The sequence below is a fragment of the Streptomyces sp. NPDC048192 genome (genome assembly GCF_043202415.1).
In the GTDB taxonomy this organism is placed as follows: Bacteria; Actinomycetota; Actinomycetes; order Streptomycetales; family Streptomycetaceae; genus Streptomyces.
Genome location: NZ_JBIDAL010000011.1, coordinates 185,952 through 204,017 on the forward strand (window position 1 = coordinate 185,952; position 18,066 = coordinate 204,017).

Consider the following 18,066-nt stretch of genomic DNA (forward strand, 5'->3'; position numbering starts at 1 on the left):
TGCAGCAGGAGGTCAGCGCACCGGGCCAGCTGTGCGCGGGGTTCGCCGCCGCCAGCGAAGGAGCCACCGACAGATCTTCTGATCCCTCCCGACCGGTAGGGCATGCTGTTGCGGTGAGTGATCCTCAACCAGCGTGGCAGGAGTTTCTGAGCGGTCTGGACGTACCAGGCAAAGCGGCCCCGGAGTCGCTGCTTGCGCAGTTCAGCGTCCTCGGCGTGACTGATCCGATCGAGCTGATCAAGTCGGAGGTCTTGGAAAACGTTCCGCAGCTCGCGCGATTCGTGTTGCTGCGGAGCCTGTGGCAGGGCGCTATCGACGGCTGGAGCGAGCCGGCCTCACTCGATCAACTGCCCGCCGCGCAGCGCCTTCTTGTCGCGGGTGCGGACCGGGACGACCTTGTTCGGTTGGCCCGAGCCGTCGCCTACGAAGTGGTGTGCGCGACGCTCGACGAGTTGGATGCCGGTGGTGATGTGAACGTGTCGGGTGTGGAGGCCGGCTGGGTGGTCATGGAGTCGGGTGAAGAGGTCTCGGCGACTGGGCGGGCTCTGTCGGGCCTGCATGAAGACCTCCTGACCATGGATCCGAGCGGGCGCGACGGAGCTGACCTGTGGCAGTGAGGGCGGTGCTGCGGGCTGATTGCTACCGGTCGCGGCCGGGTGGGATGCCGGTCAACGCCCGCCTCACCGCACGGGCTTGGTCGCGCGAAGGCGTGTCGCATCTGGCTCAGGTCCTGTGGAGCGATCACGCAGGGTCGTGATGACCGGTGTCGGTAAGCGTGGTGCGCAGTTGCTGAATTTTCTCTCGCCAAGGGCCGGTGCGGTCGGTCTCGCCCCACAGCTCCAGCAGTTCGGACGGCTCGGTGATCACTCGGTCGAGTGCCTGGATCGCAAGATCCCGCAGTTCGGGTGAGAGCTGCGGCAGGGGACGCTGTGGGCCGTAGGCGGTGGTGACGGGCTCTCCAGTCGGGCATTGGGCGGCAACGAGGGCAGCGGCCGCGACAGCCTCGGCCGCTATGTCGCTGTCTAGATACCCCTGGGTGTCGATGGTGAGGACAAGAGCGAGGCGCACGATGCTCTCCCGCTCGGCTGCGGGGGCCTCGTCCAGTGTGTGCGAGAAGTCTGCGGCGGCGTCGTTGTCGAAGTGGCCCGTGTCCCAGGTGCCCATCGTGTCTCCTGATCGCTCGGATGTCCGAGCATCGTGTCAAAGGGCACTGACAGCGCTGATCGAGCAAGCAGGACTCGTCTTCTTCGGCGGGCACGCGCATGCCGGGCGTTACGCGACGTCCTTGCACCCGTCCGCAGTGAGATCGTCTGCGAGCTCGTTGATCGCGGAATACGTGAGTGGGCCCATGGCGATGATCCGTGCCTGGTTTCCGGCGTGCGCCACGTGCCACTGGTCAACGATGCAGGCCAGCGGCCGATCATCGTCGCTGCCCCGGCCCGTCCCAGGGGCCGCAACCGTGTCCACCGCAGCAGTGCCGGCAGCCCGGCATCCACGCCCTGCGTCGCCGGGTCGCCCACCGCGATGTTCGTACCGACGGCAGGCCGACACCGCGTGGGACGTGGTTGTTACTCACTTTCGGGTGAACGCCTTCGGGACGGTGGGGTGGCGCGGGTGGGCGGACGGCGGCCTCGTGCCCTTGTTTCCGGGGCCGCTCGACCCGAGATTTCGTCAACACGATGCATTCACGGCATAGATGGTCATTACAGCCGTGAGTTGCAGAAATCTGCTGAATCGGTAATGCAGTTCGCATTTCCTCCACATTGCGGGGGAGTGGCGTGCAGGGTGTGGGTGTGCGGCCGACCGGTCGCGCACCAGCACAACCCGCCCGGTTGGCCTGCGGCTTTCCTGTCCCGCGGTCGGCAGGGCGGCACTGTCGAAGGGGGACCTCTGTGTCCGTTTCTTCTTCCGTCCGTCGTCTGACCGCTGTCGCCGCCGTCGCGGGCGCTGCTCTGGGCGCGGTCGCGCTGCCGGCCTCGGCGGCCGACCACCACTCCGGCCACCCGCGGCATACGGTGGTGTACATCAGCGAGGTCCGCTACGACGTCCCGGGCCGTGACGACCGCTCGAACTGGACGTTGAACAAGGAGTGGGTGGACATCACCAACGCTACCCGTCACGGGGTGAACCTGGACGGCTGGACCCTCTCGGATGACGAGGGCCGCACCTACACCTTCCACCACGTGTGGCTCGAGGGGCGTGCCACGGTCCGGGTCCACACCGGCTATGGCCGTGACACCCGCACGGACGTCTACCAGGACCGGCGGCGCGAGGTGTGGGACGACCGCGGTGACACCGCGACCCTGCGCAACGACCACGGCCGGTTCATCGATGCCGTCTCCTGGGGATACGACCGCGACCACCGCGGCGACGACCGGGACCACTGGGGAGGCGACCGCGGTCACTGGGGAGGCCACCGTCGCTGACCTGCCGGCCGGGTACTGACACGGCTCGCGGAGCCGAAGCCGAAAACACGCAGGGTGCCTCCCTTCAGAATGGGGGCACCCTGCGTGCTCCCGTGGGACTACTTGGCCCAGTGGCGCAACGCCGTGGTGATGGGAGCAGGTGCCCTGGGAGTGCCGCGAGTACGACAGCGAGGCGTCGTTGCACTTGGCGGTCTCGTACTTGTCATGGGGCTTTTGGTGGTGCAGGTGCTGCACGGACGGCCGATGGCCCGCGCCGCACCTCGGCTGGTGACCCGGCGGGGATGGCGAGGAGAGTCCTGCGGGTGATGCGCAAGTCCTCCGCGGAGAGTTCGCCGAGGCGAGCGGTGAGCTGCCCGATGCGGGAGCGGATCTGGCCGGCCGGCTCGCCGAGTTCGGCCTCCCCGGGTCTCGGGCCCGGCCGCCGGGAGCCGGCGCGGCACCTGGCTCGCCGGCGCCCGGCCGACGCCAGGTGAGGTCGGTGTGCCGGTACGCGGCCACGAGAGCACGCGGCCCTCCCCGGAAGACCAGGGCCGTCCCCGTCGCGCGCCGTCAACGCCCCCTCTGCACACTGCGGCGACGATCGGCTGGTGCCGGCGGCCTCTACCGGCTGCGGCGGCGGCCCTTGGCGCGGCGCGGGTAGGGGAAGAGCCGCGGGCGGCGCTTGGCGGCCACGTCCTCGATCCAGCCGAAGAGCAGGATCGCCAGGCAGATCAGTGGCACCGCGATCACCAGCGGGGTCCACTGGCTCGCCAGCAGCCATTGCGCGTGATCATAGAAGAAGGCGTTGCTCCACAGAGGGTCGATCAGCGGCTCGGTCAGCACCAGCGCGAAGGAGTGCCACAGGTAGACGGTGACCGCGCGGGAGTTCAGCAGGCTGATCACGCCGTTGAACCGCTCCAGTGGTTTGGGCCACTGCTCCCAGGAGGGGCTCAGGTGGAGCAGCAGCATGACCGCGCCGAACGACCAGATCGCCTGGGCGACCGGCACCGCTTCCAGGTCGTGCCCCGTCCGGGGGTTGTCCATCGGGGACCGCATCAGCCACCAGTAGCCGAACATGAGGACCAGCGGTGCCAGGGACGGCACGACGTACTGCGGGATCCTGCGCAGCAGCCCCTCCTGGTGGGCCATGCCGAGCAGCCAGCAGGCTCCGAAGGTGGTGAAGTCGGTGGCGGCCTCCATCAGCCGGCCGGACTGCTCGACCAGGCCGGAGTTGATGAGGAACGCGAGCGCCAGCGGGACCAGCAGGGTGACCCAGGGCAGCTTGCGCATCGCCTTGAGCATGAGCGGCGACAGCAGCACGTACCAGAGGTAGGCGCGCAGGTACCACAGCGGCACGCAGATCTGCTCGGCCCAGGAACTCGGCAGGTGCCCGCCGAAGGTGTGCAGCGACGCCCCGAACGGCGGCTCGCTGAGCGGCAGGACCCAGTAGGCAAGGTCGCCCCACCACCAGTTGGGGTGGTGTGTGTCGGGCCTCCAGCCTTCCAGGAGCATCAGCGGCACCACGACCGCACCGAACAGCCACATCGGTGGCAGCAGGCGGCGCAGCCGGCCGCGGATCACGCTCAGCGCCGGCCGGCTGAGGGACCGCGCCATCAGCGACCCGGCCAGCGCGAACATGACGCCCATGGAGGGAAAGACGATCGGCAGCCAGGTCCAGCTGAAGTTGTGGTACACCACGACGCGGACCAGGGCGAGCGCCCGCAGCAGGTCGAGGTAGCGGTCACGGCCGGGCTTGCGCGCGGGCGCCGGTGCGGCCGCATCGGGCTGCGGGGCGCGCTGCGCGGGAAGCGCGGCAGGGTCCATCACCCGCAGGGTGACGGTCTCGGAGGAGTCCTGGATGCCGAAGGCACCCGGTTCCGCGGTACTCATGAAGACATCGCCCCCGTCGTGACGTCGAGACCCACCTCGCCGGTGCGCCGCAGCTTCTGCCAGCGCAACCGGCCCCCGGTCAGAGCGGTGATGGCGGACTGCATCAGCACCATGTACATGAGCACCCGGTAGACCACCTGCTGGGCCGGGAGGGTGATCAGATGCCACGCCTTCTCCCTGTCCAGGTGGAAGGACCACCAGGCGCAGACGGCCTGCAGGGCCATCACCGCGAACCAGGCGGCCAAGGTCTTGTACGCGTCGACGAAGACGACGCCGTAGACCATGCCGATGTCGATGGCGGGCGCGAGCAGCGGGGTGACCACCATGAACAGGGCGACGAACGGCAGGCCCACGCGGCCGAAGTGGCCGGCCGGGCCGCGCTCCAGCAGAGCGTGCCGGTGCTTCCACATCGCCTGCATGGTGCCGTAGCTCCAGCGGTAGCGCTGCGACCACAGCTGCTTCATGCTGACGGGCGCCTCGGTCCAGGCGCGGGCGTTCTCGGCGTACACGATCTTCCAGCCGGCCCGGTGCAGGCCCATGGTCACGTCGGTGTCCTCGGCGAGCGTGTCGTCGCTCATGCCGCCGACCTGCTGCAGTGCCGTACGGCGGAAGGCGCCCACGGCACCGGGGATGGTCGGCATGCAGTTGAGCACGTCGTACATGCGGCGGTCGAGGTTGAAGCCCATGACGTACTCGATGTGCTGCCAGGCGCCGATCAGTGTGTCGCGGTTGCCGACCTTGGCGTTGCCGGCCACCGCGCCGATCCGCGGGTCGCCGAAGGGCTGCACCAGCTCCCGGACGGTGGACGGTTCGAAGACCGTGTCGCCGTCCATCATGACGATCAGGTCGTAGGAGGCAGCGGCCACACCGGTGTTGAGGGCGACGGACTTCCCGCTGTTCGGCTGCCGGATCAGCCGGACCATCGGCAGGCCGAGTTCCTCCACGATGGCGGAGGTGTCGTCGGTCGATCCGTCGTCGACCACGATCACTTCGATGGGATGGTCGCTTCTGGCCAGTGACAGCAGCGTGTTGGTGATGCACTCCTGCTCGTTGTACGCGGGTACCACCACGGTGACCGGTTCGGTGACCGGCTCGCCCCAGGAGAAGTCCGGTTTGCGGGTGCGCCGCACATGGATCGCGGAGAGCACCAGCATCAACGCGAACCGCGCCATGACGAGGACGCCGACGACCGCGAGCAGACCGACCAGCCAGGGCATCAGCCACACCGAGAAGGTGGTGCACCACAGGAACGCCTTGCCGAGCCACAGGTTGTAGCTGGTGACCTGGGTGTTGGCGGAGCCGCTGCCGAGCGCCTCGCCGATGGTCTTGAAGGTGTATCCCTGGGACTTGAGCTTGTCGATGATGACCGGCAGCGCGGCCAGTGTCTGCGCCCGGTTGCCGCCCGCGTCGTGCAGCAGGATCATCTCGCCCTGGCCGGGCAGATCGGGCATGGCGGCCTTGACGATGGAATCGACGCCGGGGCGCTTCCAGTCGTCGGTGTCCTTGTCGATGAAGGCGGTCAGATATCCCTCCGCACCGGCCTGCTTCGTCACCGGCCACGACCAGTCGTCCAGCGCGTCGACGGTGGAGGAGTAGGGCGGGCGGAACAGGCTGGAGTGGATGCCGGCGACGCCGGCCAGTGCGAGCTGGGTCTCGCCCAGCTCCCAGGTGAGCCGGGTACCGGAGTGCAGCGCGAGGTCGGGGTGGGTGAAGGTGTGCACGCCGATCTCATGGCCGTCGGCCACGATCTGACGGATCAGCGCCGGATTGCGGGTGACCATCGATCCGGTGACGAAGAAGTCGGCGCGGACGTCCTCGTCCTTCAGCACCTTGAGGATCTTCGGCGTCCACTGGGCGGACGGCCCGTCGTCGAAGGAGAGGACGACGGTCTTGTCCGGGATCGTGTAGTTGACCGGCTTGCTGTTCTTGTCGCCGCGTGCGTCGACGATCGGGCCGCCCTCCAGCACGCTGGTCGGGACGGTGCCCTTGTCCACGGAAACGGCGATGCGCTCGTCGTGGAAGACCTCGTTGTTCGCCATGCCCCGCAGCACCATCAGCGCGAGCAGGGTCGCCAGTACGGTCACCGGCAGAAAGAAGCGCAGGGGCGGTGCGGCGAGTCGGCGCGGCCGGGCTATGGACTGCCGGGAGCGGTGACGGCGGGAGCGGGACATGGACTTCCTGGTCGGTCGCGTCGGGCTACTGCGCGGCGGCGGTCGCGGCACCTGACGCCGCCGTACCGGCCGCCGGTGTCGCGGTGTCTGACGGGGTGGCGTCGGGTGTGACCGCCGGAGCGGCGGCGGTCACGGCAGCCGACGCCGCCGTGCCGGCCGCCGGTGCGGTGACGGACGCGGGGGCGCCGGGTGTGGCCGCTGCGGCGGTGGTGCTCCTGGCCGCGCCGGGAGCCGCGGGCAGTGGCGCGTTCAGGTACTGGCTGGGCGGTGTGGTGTCCGCGGTGCCGGGGACGGTGAGCGCGGGTGCCTGCGACTGGGTTCCGACCAGGCCGGAGATCATCGCCACCACCAACCCGGTGCAGACCATGCCCAACAGCCAGCCGAGACCGCGCAGACGGCGGCCACGCAGACCGGTCTGGTCCACAAAGACGGGAGCCGCCTCGACCTCCGTGGAGGCACTGCTCATCGACAGCCTCGAGCTTCCTTCATCGGGTGACGACTGTCGGCTCGGTGCTACCGAAAAGGGACGAGTCGTGCAGAAAAGTGATCAATGCGTCAGGAGCAGGAGGTTATCCGACCCGTGCTCGATCATGTAACAAGAGTATTATGAAGATTCAATGAATGTCACGCGGGTCTCGTAGAGTTCGCGCAACGTCGCTTGCCCTCAGCCCGAACGGACCTTCACGCATGGCCACAGCCCGCCGCCGCAGCCGTCTGACGCTCGCCGCGATCCTGGCGGTCGCCGCCACGTTCCTCATGGGCGCCTGCGGCCTGGGAAGCGGGGGCAGCGCCGGAGCCGGCGGCCACAGCGCCCTGGCCAAGCACTTCCATGTCTCGTCCATGCTCAGGCCCTCCGGCCGCGCACTGGGTGTCGTCGACGACAAGACACCCTGGCAGTACGGCATCGTCACCACCTTCTCCAAGGAAGCGGGGCGAGCCCCCGACATCCGCGAGTACTACAGCTCCTGGGGCGACGACTTCGACACGGAGGGCAACGCCTTCCTGTGGCAGCACGGCCAGCTGCCCATGATGGCCCTGGTGCCCTCCGACATCTCGCTCGCCGACATCGCCAAGGGCAAGGAAGACGCCTACATCCGCCGGCTCGCGGGCCAGATCGCCGCCTACGACGGCCCGTTGGCCCTCTCCTTCGCCGGCGAGATGAACGGCCCGTGGAACTCCTGGGGCCCCCGGCACGCCAAGCCCGCCGACTTCGTCGCGTCGTGGAAGCACGTGCACGACATCTTCACCGCGCAGGGCGTCACCAACGTCATCTGGGTGTGGACCCCGCACGTGGTCGACTCGGGCACGACCGCCAAGCTGCGCCCCTACTACCCGGGCAGCGCCTACGTCGACTGGGTCGGCCTCATCGGGTACTACGGGCCGATCGACGGCACCGCCTTCTCCAGCCTGTTCACCCCCACCCTGCGCCAGATCGCGGGCTTCTCCAGCAAGCCGGTGCTGATCGCGGAGACCGGGGTCGCGCAGAGCGACCGGAAAGAGGCGCACATCCGCGACCTGTTCCAAGGCGCCGCGAAAGCCGGCGTCATCGGGCTCGTCTGGTACGACCAGCGCAAGGACTGGCCGGGCGGCAAGCAGTTGATGGACTGGCGGATCAGCACCTCGACGGGTGCGCTCGCCGCGTTCCAGGTGGAGTCGACCCGCAACGGCTTCGGTCACTCGTTCAAGAGCGGCTGATCCAGCGCGAGCAGGGAAGCGGGGCGCAAGCCCGTAGAAGACGACCTTTATCATCACGCACCAGTACGGATGGCGCATGCGGGTACGAGTGCCCGACCAGGGGAGATCAGGGAGATGACGACCGAATCGTCGCCGGGCCAAGGGGCTCCGCAGGAGGATCACGGCTGGGCCTTCCGGCCTCGTACACCGGCTGCCGGCCCGCGGCCCTACGGGGAGCGGCAGCAGACAGAGCCCGCCGGTCCGTGGGACAACCGCTCGCCGGCGGAGCCGAACGGCAGCTCCCCCGGCACGCGGTGGGACTCCACCATGCCCCTGCGGTTCCCCCAGCCCCGCGCCGGCGCCCACGAGGACATGCGCGAGCCGCGTCGCCCGACACCCTCGCCCACCCAGCCCAGCGACGAACCGACGGACCAGGCGCCCGGACACCCGTCCACGGCGAGCACCGTCCCCGCCCCGGCGGCCCCCCGCCGCCCCGGGCCTGCCACCGCGCAACCGCGACCCCTCGCAGCCCCGAACGGCAAACGAGCGAGGAGGACCAGGCTGACAGGCAGGGTCTCCCTCGCCCTTGCCGTCCTCCTCGCCGCCGGCGGAGCCGCCGCCGTCTGGCTCAAGCAGGGCGACGCCGCCGCCGTCGCCTCGAAGAACCTCACGCAGGCGTGGCAGATCCCGGCACCCGCCGCCGACGACGCGCTGGTCGGCAGCTGGCTCACCGACAAGCTGCTCATCCGGGCCGGTACCCGCGGCGGCCTGCGCGCCTACGACCTCACCGACGGCAAGGAAACGTGGCACGCCGCCACCTCCGCCACGGCCGCCGAGCGCGGCGCCGTGCCCTGCGCGATGTCCCCGACGCTCAGCGCCCAGGGCATCGGCACGGTCGCCTTCGGCAAGGACGGCAGCACCTGCACCTGGCTGGCCGGCGTCAAGGCGTCCACCGGAAAGGTCCTCTGGTCCATGCCGCTGACCGGCAAGAAGCACCGTGCGGCGGCCATCGCCGCAACCTACGTGCAGGGCAACGTCGCCACCGTCGTCAGCGAGAACTACCTCGGCGGTGTCGACGTCCGCACCGGCAGCCGCGTATGGGCCTACAAGGCCCGCGGTCACTACTGCAACGCCTACGACTGGGGCGCCGACGGCGTCGTGCTGGTGGACGACTTCTGCCTCGACCAGAAGAACAGGTTCACGCTCACCGCGTACGACGGCAGGACCGGAAAAGTGATCTGGCGCAAGTCCGAGAGCGCCCACTCGGACGTGACGCACGTCCTGTCCGGCTCGCCGCTGGTCGCCGCCGTGCACACCGCGCACCAGGACGCCGTGCGGGTCTTCGGCGCCACCGGGACCGGCCGGAAACTGGCCGTGGGCGACGACGAACTCACCAGCGGCAACAACACCGACGCCGACCACTCCGCCCGGCTCTACGGCAACGTTCTGGTCACCCCGGCCTCGGCCTCCGGCAGCACGGTGATCGACGGCTTCGACACCGTCACCGGCGCGAAACTCTGGACCCACCGCTCCGCCGTCCTCGCCGTCACCACGTCCGGCACGGACGGCAAGGTGTACGCCGTCACCACCTCGGGCACGCCGCAGCTCGTCACCATCGACCGGCGCACCGGCGACACCACCCCGGTCGCGGGTCTGCCCACGGGGACCGGCAAGTGGAGCTTCACCTCCGGCACGGTGTACGTCACCCCGGGCGGCGTGCTGGAACTCAACGCCCTCGGGTCGAACGGCGGCGTGCGGCTGTACCGGTAGGGCATCCGGCTGATCAGGCCGAGTGCTGCCAGGCGGGCGTCCAGGTCCGCGTATGCGCCCGCGCGCGGGTGCGCGCGCGCCGGTCTCCGGCCCCCGAACTCTCGCATACACCGCGTCCGGCCTGCGCGTTGTCACCTGCGGGCACTCTCCGCGCACTTATGGGTGTGGGCGATGCTGCTGGGGGCGTCGCGTGGAACTCCGACGGAGGGGACCGGAATGCCGGAGACCGTGATGGCATTGGCCTCGACGGCGCTGGTGCTGACCGGGCAGCTCGCCAAAAGGTGGATCGTCAGCCGGACCCGGGTCCGGCTGACGCAGCTCTACCAGCGGGGTGTCAACGAACGCGTCCGCCAGTTGCCCCCGGGCAGTGTGCTGGTCGAACGACGCTCCGAGGACGAGCTTCGGATCGAGATCGGCGGAGCGGGGGGAGCGGGTGGGGGGAGCCATGAGTGACCTGGAGAAACAGCAAGGCGTGGGGACGGCCCCTCCCGGCGCGGGCGCAGGGTGCGCGGCCGACCCGGCCGACCCGGCCGAACGATCGAGGGCCATGGTGCTCGAGACGGCCCATGGAGCCGACTTCACCCATTTCTACCGTGAGAACGTGGGGCGCCTCATCGCTCATGTGATGAAGCTCGGATCTCCCTACGAGGAGGCCGCCGACGTCGTACAGGAGGCGTTCATCGCGGCCCTGCCGCAGTGGGACGCGATCGCCAACAAGAAAGCCTGGCTGAGAACCGTGTGCACGCGTGTCCACGTCCGGTACGGCCGTGGACGCCGGCAGCAGATCGCGTCCGACGAAGTCGACTCGCCTCTCGACGACCGTTCCGTGGAACAGGTGGAGTACCGGGACATGCAGCGTCGCGTGCGCGAGGCCATCGCCCGCTTACCGCGGGCCCAGCGCGAGGTCATGGCCTGGGACCCCGAGGAGTCCACCGTGGCGGAGATCGCCGCGGCCCTCGGCACCACGGTCGCGGCGGTGAAGACCAACCGCAGCCGGGCCCGTGCCCGGCTGAAGGCGGAACTCGGCCTGAAGGAAGGGGATCGCGATGGCCACTGACGACAGCGACACCCGGCTCGACGCACTGCTGCGTTCCGCGTACGACGACGTAGCGGACGTCGTGGCCTCCCGACTGGATGTCGCACGCAGCCGAACGGAACTCCTGGCGGCCCTCCGCTCGGCTCGGTTCGATGATCGCGAGTGCGTTCCATCGGTGGACAACCCGCAGGCACAGGCGCTGTTGAGGCTCTTCGACCAGGTGGGTCGTGACCTCCGCGAGATCGACGGCTGGCTGCAGGAACGGCTCATGGACACCCGCAGCCGCGATCTGCTCCGCAACGCGGGGGACCAGGTGAGCCGTCTGTTCCAGGGCATCGCCCGCAGGACGCTGGGCGGACCGGACGCGTTCGATCTGCTGGCGCGGGCGCGAAGGCTGGCCCGCACCTTGGACAGCACCTTGCGTAAGACGGTCTTCGTCCGCGCCGACCAGCGCGGGCAACTGGACTTCGAGCCGATGGAGCGCTTGGAGGACGTGAGGAGAGAACTGGGCCGTGCGGAACCGCTCCTGCTGAAGCTGTACGCGGACGACGGGACGCCCACCGCCATCGGGGTCCTGGTGTGAGCCTTCTTCTGGTCCCGACGGGCCGCCTGGGGCACTCCCCGGAGTGCTGGCCGAGCTCCAGTGTGTCGAGGAGATTGGGGAAAGCCGGTGTCGGCCCGGTCCCAGTGATCGTCCGCCAGAGGGGGCGATCAGGAGGCCGAGGACGGCGCCAGCGAGGAGGGTGGGCTGCGTCCGGGCCTGGTCGTCACCCAGGCCGAGCTTGCGGAGGACTGTGGCGAGCCGGTCCGTGCACTCGATGATCAGGTCGCGCATGACGGGTCCGTAGCGGTGGGGGTACAGCACGCCGGCGCTCATGACCTCGCGGTAGAGAGGGGAGCGCGGCGCACAGGTCGGGATCACTGAACTGCCGCCGCAGCTCCTCCATGAAACGGCGCAGGCCTACGACGTTCGATGGCAGGCCGAGGGCCTGCGGCAAGGCGGGGGCGCGGAGGAGGGGGGACGGCGTTCCGTGGACGGCGAGGGACTCGGCGATCAGGCTGAATGGTTCTGTGACCGGCCCAGGAAGCCGATACCCTCCTCATCGTGGAGCAGGACTATCCCCTCGTTCGCGAGGTCTTCCCGGACCTGATCGCCGAGCTGGCCACCCTCCTGGCGGAGGCAGGGGAAGCCGGGTTGGCCGCCGGCGTGCGAGATGTTCGTCTGATCGGTGAGTGTGACTGCGGCGACGCCTTCTGCCAGAGCATCCGGACCGCAGAACACCCCCAAGGACAACCGTTCGGCGCGGGTCATCGCTGTGTGCCCCTCCTCTCCCCGGAAGGCGTCCTGGCCCTGGATGTCGTGGACGACCGGATCATGTACATCGAAATCATCGATCGGCCACGCATGCACCGCCGCAGGGCAAAGCCGTGACTGAGACACCCGCGTCGTCCACCACCAGGACCCCTTCGAGGAGTTTCCCAGGAACCTGTCGGGCAGCTCCAGCGCGCCATCCGCGCCGTCTTCGACTCCTGGAACGGCGAACGCGCCAACTGGGCCTGGAGTTCGACGCCGAGGCCGTGCGGACCCGGAAGTTGGGACGAGGACGACGTACTCCGCCTGGACTACGTCTGACAGCCATGGCCTACGGGCACGGCAACAACAGGAAGGTTCTGCGGCGTCGGTCTCGATGCGCATGTGACCGCCACCTGCCGGCTCCACCGGTCGTGATCACCGCGCATGGCGGGTGATCTTCGGGATACTTGCAGTTCATGAGGTTGCTGGCGGGATTGCGTGAGGTGGATCGGCGTCTGAGTCAGAGGCTTGCCGCCTGGACGGCGCCGGGCGTGCACCGGACGCTGTCGGCGGTGGAGGAGTGCGCGGAGAGCACCAAGCTGTGGTGCTCGGCGGCGGTGGTGATGGCTTGGGGTGGCGGCTGGCGCGGGCGGCGCGCGGCGGCCGCCGGTCTTGCGGCGCTGACGGTGGCGCAGCTGGTCTCCAACGGGCTGTGCAAGCAGTTGGCTGACCGGCCCCGGCCGCCCAAGGAGTGGATCCCGCATGACGAGGTCGAGGACCGTCCCGACTCCTCGTCGTTCCCCTCCGGGCACACCGCAGCCGCCGCGGCGTTCACCGCGGCCGTCTGGCCCACATGGCCTGTGGCGGGCATGGCGTGCGCGGTTCCGGCCGCCATGGTGGCGATCGAGCGTGTGCAGAGCGGCGCGCACTACCCCAGCGACGTCGTCGCCGGCGCCGCGATCGGCTTGGCCGCCGCCCGACTCGTCCGCCACAGCCTACGGTTGGCGCTGCGACGGGCAATGATCACACATCGTCAGCCCCAACGACATCACGCCGCAAAGGTCAGTAGGCGAGGGCTGAAGCAGCTCCGGCCGCGTTAACTGTCGCTGTCCTGGGCGGCCATGAAACCGCGATCTTGGATCACTGCGCCGTGCCGACGGCTCAGCGTGCGGTTCGGCTGCAACGGAGTTCGTCAGTGTCGACCGTGGTCAGCGCTACGCTCAGCGGCACGCCGGTGTCAGCAGCGGCGGCCAGCCGCTCGCGTACCTCGCGTGGTGTTCGAGGCCGCCAGCCGGGCCCGTCACAGCAGCCGGAGTGGAACGTGACGCCCGCGTTCAGTAGCGCAGTCAACGTCCGCCAGCCAGCGGTGTCCCTCCGCTTCGGCACAGCGAGGTCCTGGCCCGCATCGATCAACTCTCCACCGCAGCGCGGGCATCGGCTTGCCCGTGTGCCGCGCTTCTTGAACGAAGCACGGCAGGGCAGACACACGTAATGCCGGTTGCCAGTCCCCCCACGAAAGCACATCGCACCAGTATGGCAAGGCCACATTGCCCATCCCAGTGATTTAAGAGCGAGGCGACTGTCGGTGTTCCGATCGCGAGGAATGTTGGTCAACCCGGTGATTGCCGCGGCTGCCGTGCATCAGAACAAGTTCTCTTGGTAGCTCGAAGGACCAACGCGCCGACCGGGTAACTGCCCGGTGCCGCCGGGCGCGCAAAGGACCGCGGAGTCGGATGTCCTGTCAGAAGGCGTGAGTCTGGGCGGCGGCAAGGTGGCCCGCCATGGGAGATCTTCGTGTCCGGGCTGCCGCGGCAGCTGATCGTGCGGTGATCGTGGACGTGCTCACCTCGTCGTGGGGTGGCACGACCGTGGTGGCTCACGGGACGGTCTATGACGCGGCGGGCCTTCCGGCCCTGCTCGCCGAGCGGGACGGCCGGGTGGCGGGGCTGCTCACCTACACGCTCTCGGGCCAGGGGTTGGAGGTCGTCTCGCTGGATGCCGTGGTGCGGCATGTCGGGGTGGGCAGTGCGCTGCTGGCCGCTGCCGCCGAGGTCGCCCGGCAGGTCGGCGCCCGTCGGGTGTGGCTGGTCACCACGAACGACAACCTCGATGCGCTGCGGTTCTACCAGCGGCGCGGGATGCGGATCGTCGCTGTCGGCCCGGGCGCGGTGGACACCGCCCGGATCCTCAAGCCGTCGATCCCGACGACAGGCGAGTACGGCATCGCTCTGCATGACGTGCTGACGCTGGAGCTTCGGCTGTGACCAAACCGGCCGTCACAGCTACTCGTTGATCGCGGCTATGACGACGGTGGCCTCGTAGCGCACGATGAGCTTGTCGTACCTGGTGACGTCGGCCTGATGGCGCTTGAGACGGTTGATCCCGCACTCGACGGCATGCTGCTCGCGATAGTCGATCCTGCCGTACCGCTCCTGGACGTCCCGCCACAGTGTCCCGGCCCGGGTCCGCCAGCGTATGCCGTCGACCAGCTGCGTGCCGGCCGGGCCCTCGTGCAGGCCGGGGCCGTGGCCCGGCCGGGGCGGTGTGGGCGGCTTCATGACCGCGTTCCGGTCGGCGGTCATACGGGCGTCCCGCGCGGCGGCCTCCTCGGGATCGGTGAGGCAGATGACGCGGCCGAGGTCCATGGAGAACCGCACGAACTCCCCGGTGTGACGCGGATGTTCGGAGCCATTGGCGTCGAGGATCGGCGTGCACGGGCCAGCCCGCGTAGTACGGCGTCGAGCTTCCAGCCAGGTTCATCGCGTCGCGGGCACCCGCGCTCAGGCCCTGTCCGGCGAAGGGCGGTATCAGGTGGGCGGCGTCCCCGGTCACAAAGCCGCGTCGGACGGCATCACCCGCCCCGCGTTCCACGCCGGAGTTGGACGTCCATCACCACAGAGGTCCAGGCCTTCCCGCTGCGGATGTCTGTTGCCCGCTGTCGGCAAGGCCGGGGGTGCGCGCGGCGGGTCAGCACGCCGGTCCGTCTCCGTGTGCTTGCCCGGCGCCGGACGGGAGTTCCTGCTCGAACCAGACGACTTTCCCGGTGCTGACCCTCGTCGCGCCCCACCGGTCGGCGAGTTGGTCGACCAGCCACAGGCCGCGGCCGTTCTCGTCGCCGAGGCCGGCGTGTCGCATCCGCGGCACCTGCGGGCAGTCGTCGCCCACCTCGCAGCGCAGGACGTCGGTGCGCAGCACCCGCAGGCTGACGGGTTGGGTGGCGAACCGTACGGCGTTCGCCACTACTTCGCTGACCAGCAGTTCCGTGGTCTCCGCCAGTTCCGCGAGGCCCCAGCGCGCGAGCACCCGGCGCACCAGCCTGCGGGCCCGCCCGGCGGTCTGCGGCGTGGGGGCGAGGTACCAGTACGCCACGGCGCTCGGATGCAGACCCTCCAGGGTGGCCGCCAGCAACGCGATGTCGTCGTCGCGGTCGTCATCGCCCAGGGTGCCGAGCGCCCGGTCGCAGAGCGCTTCCAGATCCCGCCCGGTTTCACCGTGGGCGCCGTACAACCGCTTGAGGAGGCCTTCCATACCCGCCTGCAGGTCGCAAGAGCGGGATTCGACGAGCCCGTCGGTGTACAGCAGCAGCGTGGCTCCGGCGGGCGCGGGCAGCTCGGTGCTCTCGAACACGGAGCCGCCCACCCCGATCGGCACCCCGGCCGGAACCTCCAGCATCGCCGTGCTGCCGTCGGGATGGACGAGCACCGGTGGCGGATGGCCCGCGTTGGCCACGACCAGCCGCCCGCGCACCGGGTCGTACACGGCGTACAGGCACGTCGCCATGTGCTCGCTGCCCAACCGCTCCGCCTGCTCGTCGAGATGGTGCAGCACCTCCTCGGGCGGCAGGTCGAGACCGGCGAGGGTCTGCACGATGGTGCGCAGCTGCCCCATGATCGCGGCCGAGGTCACCGAATGGCCCATCACGTCGCCGATGACCAGCGCGATCCGGTTGCCGGGGAGCGGGATGGCGTCGTACCAGTCGCCGCCGACCTGCACCGTGCGGGATGCGGGCAGGTACCGGCTCGCCAGCCGCACGCCCGTCGCCTCGGGCAGTGACGGCGGCAGCATCGCGCGCTGCAGTACGTCGGCCACGGAGGCCTCCCTGCCGTACAGCACCGCCTTGTCGACGGCCAGCGCCGTATGGGTGGCGAGCTGGGAGGCGACGACCAGGTCGTCGTCGGTGAAGGCGGCGCGCCGCATGTCGCGCAGGAACATCACACAGCCCATGAGCCGGGTACGGCCCAGGAGCGGGGCCACGATCGCCCTTCGGCCGGGTGGCAGGTCTTCGCGTACGCCGGCGCCCGCCAGCAGCTGCGCCACCAGGTCGGCCATGGCCGGCTCGGTGAACCGCGGCCGGCCGGCCCCTAAGAGGTCCGCGAGCTGTGCGGCGGCGGTCGCCGGGACGGCCGACACCGTTGCGGGACGTCCCGGGCCCGCCGGACCGGCGTAGGTGTCCGGGCCGCTGCGGTCCGGTATGCGGCGCGGCCGTAGCACGCAGGCAGCGTCGGGCGGCTCGTCTCCGACCGGCAGCGGATCGGCCAGATAGACGTGAGCCCGGTCGGCGAAGACCGGCACGGCCGTCCCGACCAGTTCGCGCAGCGTCTCGTCGAGGTCCATGCCACGGGCGATGCGCCGGGTGGCCGTGTCGAGGTAGCCGAGTCGGCCGGACGGGTCACCGCCGGGTGCCCGTCCGAGCGCGGCCGACCGCCTGGCACCCCGCAGCCGGACCACGGTCGTGGGCTGGGGACGGGGGAGCGTCTCCCGGCCGGCGCGCGGCGGGTCATGGGGGCCGGACGGCACCGGAAAGGCCGACTGCTGCGGCGCATCGGCGTCCGGCCCGGGCCGTCTGCTTGGCCGGGGTTCGGGGGCGAGCGGGGTGGAGGACTGCGTCACGCGGGAGCTTCCCTTGCCGAGTTGCGTAGGTGTGCGGGCGGGCCGGTCAGTCCGCGCGACGGCAGCGCAGGAAGATGTGCTCCTCGGGCTCGACGTCCGCGCTGGCGGGGGCGTAGGCGTACGAGGTCTCGTCGAGGATCTCGAAGCCGGCCCGTTGGACCACTTGCCGCAGCTCGTCGCGGACGTATCCGGACACGCGGATGCGCCCGCCCAGGAAGGGCAGCGAGAAGTCGTCCAGGTCGGCCTCGACCATGGACAGGGCGAAGAGGCCACCGGGTTCGAGCAGGTGGCGCACGGTGCGCAGCGCGTACGGGATCTCCGCGCGAGGCAGCATGAGGAGGGAGAAGAACGCCGTGACCGCCTGGAAGCGACCCAGATCGAGCGGGCCACCGGGGCGCAGGTCGGCGACGTCCGCGTGGTGGAACTCCGCTTCGGGCACCCGTTGGCGAGCCAGTGCGAGCATGCCCGCGGAGATGTCGACGCCGACGACCTTCAGTCCCGCGTCGCTGAGCTGCCGGGCGGTGGGCAGGCCGGTGCCGCACCCGAGGTCCAGGACGCGCGCGCCGGCGGACAGGGAACCGGCCAGCCAGTCGGCCGCCGCGATCTGTCCCTCCTTGTGCGGGAACGCCTCGTCGTACCGTTCGCCGATGGCGTCGAAGGCCTCGGCCTGGCCCGTGCGGTCGAGCGTGAGGCTCTCGTATCCGGGCTCGGGGGTGGGGCTGCTCATTGGGTGTGTCTCCCCTTGCGGGATCGTGGTGCGATTGCGCCATGCGTCACATGGTCGTCCGATAGTGCAAACTACTGATCGGATGCGAGCGACGCACCGAGAAACGTGCAATTTCCCGCCCCGGCAAGCAAATCTGTTACGAGCTGCTGGAGCGCAGCGACGCGGCGGCCGGCAGCACGGCCGTCCGAGATGGCAACTGCTTCTGCCGG

At 69.9% G+C, this 18,066-nt stretch carries 17 protein-coding genes and 2 pseudogenes; 10 read left to right on the top strand and 9 right to left on the bottom strand.

The annotated features are described in order from the left end of the window. Positions 1–113 precede the first annotated feature (113 nt). On the top strand, positions 114–617 hold the full coding sequence (locus ACGFZN_RS24905; RefSeq protein ID WP_393860687.1) for a hypothetical protein: 504 nt from the start codon (positions 114–116) through the stop codon (positions 615–617). A gap of 124 nt (positions 618–741) precedes the next feature. Here the strand turns inward: ACGFZN_RS24905 and ACGFZN_RS24910 are convergent, their stop codons facing one another. Beyond that, positions 742–1,164, bottom strand: coding sequence for a DUF4259 domain-containing protein (locus ACGFZN_RS24910; RefSeq protein ID WP_393860688.1), 423 nt, complete (start codon positions 1,162–1,164; stop codon positions 742–744). Between the two features lie 728 nt (positions 1,165–1,892). Here ACGFZN_RS24910 and ACGFZN_RS24915 point away from each other — a divergent pair. Further along, positions 1,893–2,426 (top strand): lamin tail domain-containing protein, encoded by a 534-nt coding sequence (locus tag ACGFZN_RS24915; RefSeq protein ID WP_393860689.1) that lies wholly within the window; start codon positions 1,893–1,895, stop codon positions 2,424–2,426. 126 nt (positions 2,427–2,552) lie between these two features. On the opposite strand, the pseudogene ACGFZN_RS24920 reads toward ACGFZN_RS24915, so the two are convergent. From ACGFZN_RS24920 to ACGFZN_RS24935, 4 genes and pseudogenes are all read right to left on the bottom strand, one after another. Beyond that, positions 2,553–2,924 (bottom strand): annotated as a pseudogene (locus tag ACGFZN_RS24920) (hypothetical protein); the annotation flags it as partial. A gap of 102 nt (positions 2,925–3,026) precedes the next feature. After that, on the bottom strand, positions 3,027–4,295 hold the full coding sequence (locus tag ACGFZN_RS24925; protein WP_393860690.1) for an acyltransferase: 1,269 nt from the start codon (positions 4,293–4,295) through the stop codon (positions 3,027–3,029). Continuing rightward, positions 4,292–6,466 (bottom strand): glycosyltransferase, encoded by a 2,175-nt coding sequence (locus ACGFZN_RS24930; protein ID WP_393860691.1) that lies wholly within the window; start codon positions 6,464–6,466, stop codon positions 4,292–4,294. Before ACGFZN_RS24930 ends, ACGFZN_RS24925 begins: the two co-directional genes overlap by 4 nt. A 25-nt stretch (positions 6,467–6,491) precedes the next feature. Then, positions 6,492–6,932 carry a hypothetical protein gene (locus ACGFZN_RS24935; protein WP_393860692.1) on the bottom strand — a complete coding sequence of 147 codons (441 nt, stop codon included), beginning with the start codon at positions 6,930–6,932 and terminating at the stop codon, positions 6,492–6,494. A gap of 221 nt (positions 6,933–7,153) precedes the next feature. Between ACGFZN_RS24935 and ACGFZN_RS24940 the strand changes: the two genes are divergently transcribed. The 8 genes from ACGFZN_RS24940 (at position 7,154) to ACGFZN_RS24975 (ending at position 14,504) form a co-directional block, all read left to right on the top strand. Then, on the top strand, positions 7,154–8,161 hold the full coding sequence (locus tag ACGFZN_RS24940; protein WP_393860693.1) for a glycoside hydrolase family 26 protein: 1,008 nt from the start codon (positions 7,154–7,156) through the stop codon (positions 8,159–8,161). Positions 8,162–8,467: 306 nt separating this feature from the next. Then, positions 8,468–9,910 carry a PQQ-binding-like beta-propeller repeat protein gene (locus ACGFZN_RS24945; protein ID WP_393860694.1) on the top strand — a complete coding sequence of 481 codons (1,443 nt, stop codon included), beginning with the start codon at positions 8,468–8,470 and terminating at the stop codon, positions 9,908–9,910. Positions 9,911–10,141: 231 nt separating this feature from the next. Then, positions 10,142–10,363, top strand: coding sequence for a hypothetical protein (locus ACGFZN_RS24950; RefSeq protein WP_393860695.1), 222 nt, complete (start codon positions 10,142–10,144; stop codon positions 10,361–10,363). Positions 10,364–10,457: 94 nt separating this feature from the next. Then, the gene (locus ACGFZN_RS24955; RefSeq protein ID WP_393860696.1) at positions 10,458–10,967 is read left to right on the top strand and encodes an RNA polymerase sigma factor; all 510 of its coding nucleotides are present in this window, start codon (positions 10,458–10,460) and stop codon (positions 10,965–10,967) included. Further along, positions 10,957–11,529, top strand: coding sequence for a hypothetical protein (locus tag ACGFZN_RS24960; protein ID WP_393860697.1), 573 nt, complete (start codon positions 10,957–10,959; stop codon positions 11,527–11,529). Before ACGFZN_RS24955 ends, ACGFZN_RS24960 begins: the two co-directional genes overlap by 11 nt. Positions 11,530–12,051: 522 nt before the next feature. Then, complete coding sequence (locus ACGFZN_RS24965) at positions 12,052–12,378, top strand: hypothetical protein (RefSeq protein ID WP_393860698.1); 327 nt, start codon at positions 12,052–12,054, stop codon at positions 12,376–12,378. 338 nt (positions 12,379–12,716) lie between these two features. Beyond that, complete coding sequence (locus tag ACGFZN_RS24970; protein WP_393860699.1) at positions 12,717–13,340, top strand: phosphatase PAP2 family protein; 624 nt, start codon at positions 12,717–12,719, stop codon at positions 13,338–13,340. Positions 13,341–14,072: 732 nt separating this feature from the next. After that, entirely contained in the window at positions 14,073–14,504 is a 432-nt protein-coding gene (locus ACGFZN_RS24975) for a GNAT family N-acetyltransferase (protein ID WP_393860700.1), read from the top strand. Between the two features lie 18 nt (positions 14,505–14,522). Here ACGFZN_RS24975 and ACGFZN_RS24980 read toward each other — a convergent pair whose 3' ends face one another. From ACGFZN_RS24980 to ACGFZN_RS24995, 4 genes and pseudogenes are all read right to left on the bottom strand, one after another. Further along, a complete protein-coding gene (locus tag ACGFZN_RS24980; protein WP_393860701.1) occupies positions 14,523–14,897 on the bottom strand; it encodes a hypothetical protein in 375 nt (124 codons plus the stop codon). 133 nt (positions 14,898–15,030) lie between these two features. Beyond that, positions 15,031–15,111: pseudogene (locus tag ACGFZN_RS24985) on the bottom strand (hypothetical protein); the annotation flags it as partial. Between the two features lie 96 nt (positions 15,112–15,207). After that, positions 15,208–16,854, bottom strand: a complete 1,647-nt coding sequence (locus ACGFZN_RS24990) for a SpoIIE family protein phosphatase (RefSeq protein ID WP_393860791.1) — start codon at positions 16,852–16,854, stop codon at positions 15,208–15,210. 322 nt (positions 16,855–17,176) lie between these two features. Beyond that, positions 17,177–17,857, bottom strand: coding sequence for a class I SAM-dependent DNA methyltransferase (locus ACGFZN_RS24995; protein ID WP_393860702.1), 681 nt, complete (start codon positions 17,855–17,857; stop codon positions 17,177–17,179). Positions 17,858–18,066 lie beyond the last annotated feature (209 nt).

Bases quoted from the DNA above. Each gene is read 5' to 3' on its own strand.
- ACGFZN_RS24925 (WP_393860690.1), bottom strand. From the start codon at position 4,295: ATGAGTACCGCGGAACCGGGTGCCTTCGGCATCCAGGACTCCTCCGAG.
- ACGFZN_RS24945 (WP_393860694.1), top strand. From the start codon at position 8,468: ATGCCCCTGCGGTTCCCCCAGCCCCGCGCCGGCGCCCACGAGGACATG.
- ACGFZN_RS24995 (WP_393860702.1), bottom strand. From the start codon at position 17,857: ATGAGCAGCCCCACCCCCGAGCCCGGATACGAGAGCCTCACGCTCGAC.
- ACGFZN_RS24940 (WP_393860693.1), top strand. From the start codon at position 7,154: ATGGCCACAGCCCGCCGCCGCAGCCGTCTGACGCTCGCCGCGATCCTG.
- ACGFZN_RS24930 (WP_393860691.1), bottom strand. From the start codon at position 6,466: ATGTCCCGCTCCCGCCGTCACCGCTCCCGGCAGTCCATAGCCCGGCCG.
- ACGFZN_RS24990 (WP_393860791.1), bottom strand. From the start codon at position 16,854: ATGGACCTCGACGAGACGCTGCGCGAACTGGTCGGGACGGCCGTGCCG.
- ACGFZN_RS24950 (WP_393860695.1), top strand. From the start codon at position 10,142: ATGGCATTGGCCTCGACGGCGCTGGTGCTGACCGGGCAGCTCGCCAAA.
- ACGFZN_RS24935 (WP_393860692.1), bottom strand. From the start codon at position 6,932: ATGAGCAGTGCCTCCACGGAGGTCGAGGCGGCTCCCGTCTTTGTGGAC.
- ACGFZN_RS24960 (WP_393860697.1), top strand. From the start codon at position 10,957: ATGGCCACTGACGACAGCGACACCCGGCTCGACGCACTGCTGCGTTCC.
- ACGFZN_RS24970 (WP_393860699.1), top strand. From the start codon at position 12,717: ATGAGGTTGCTGGCGGGATTGCGTGAGGTGGATCGGCGTCTGAGTCAG.
- ACGFZN_RS24910 (WP_393860688.1), bottom strand. From the start codon at position 1,164: ATGGGCACCTGGGACACGGGCCACTTCGACAACGACGCCGCCGCAGAC.
- ACGFZN_RS24955 (WP_393860696.1), top strand. From the start codon at position 10,458: ATGGTGCTCGAGACGGCCCATGGAGCCGACTTCACCCATTTCTACCGT.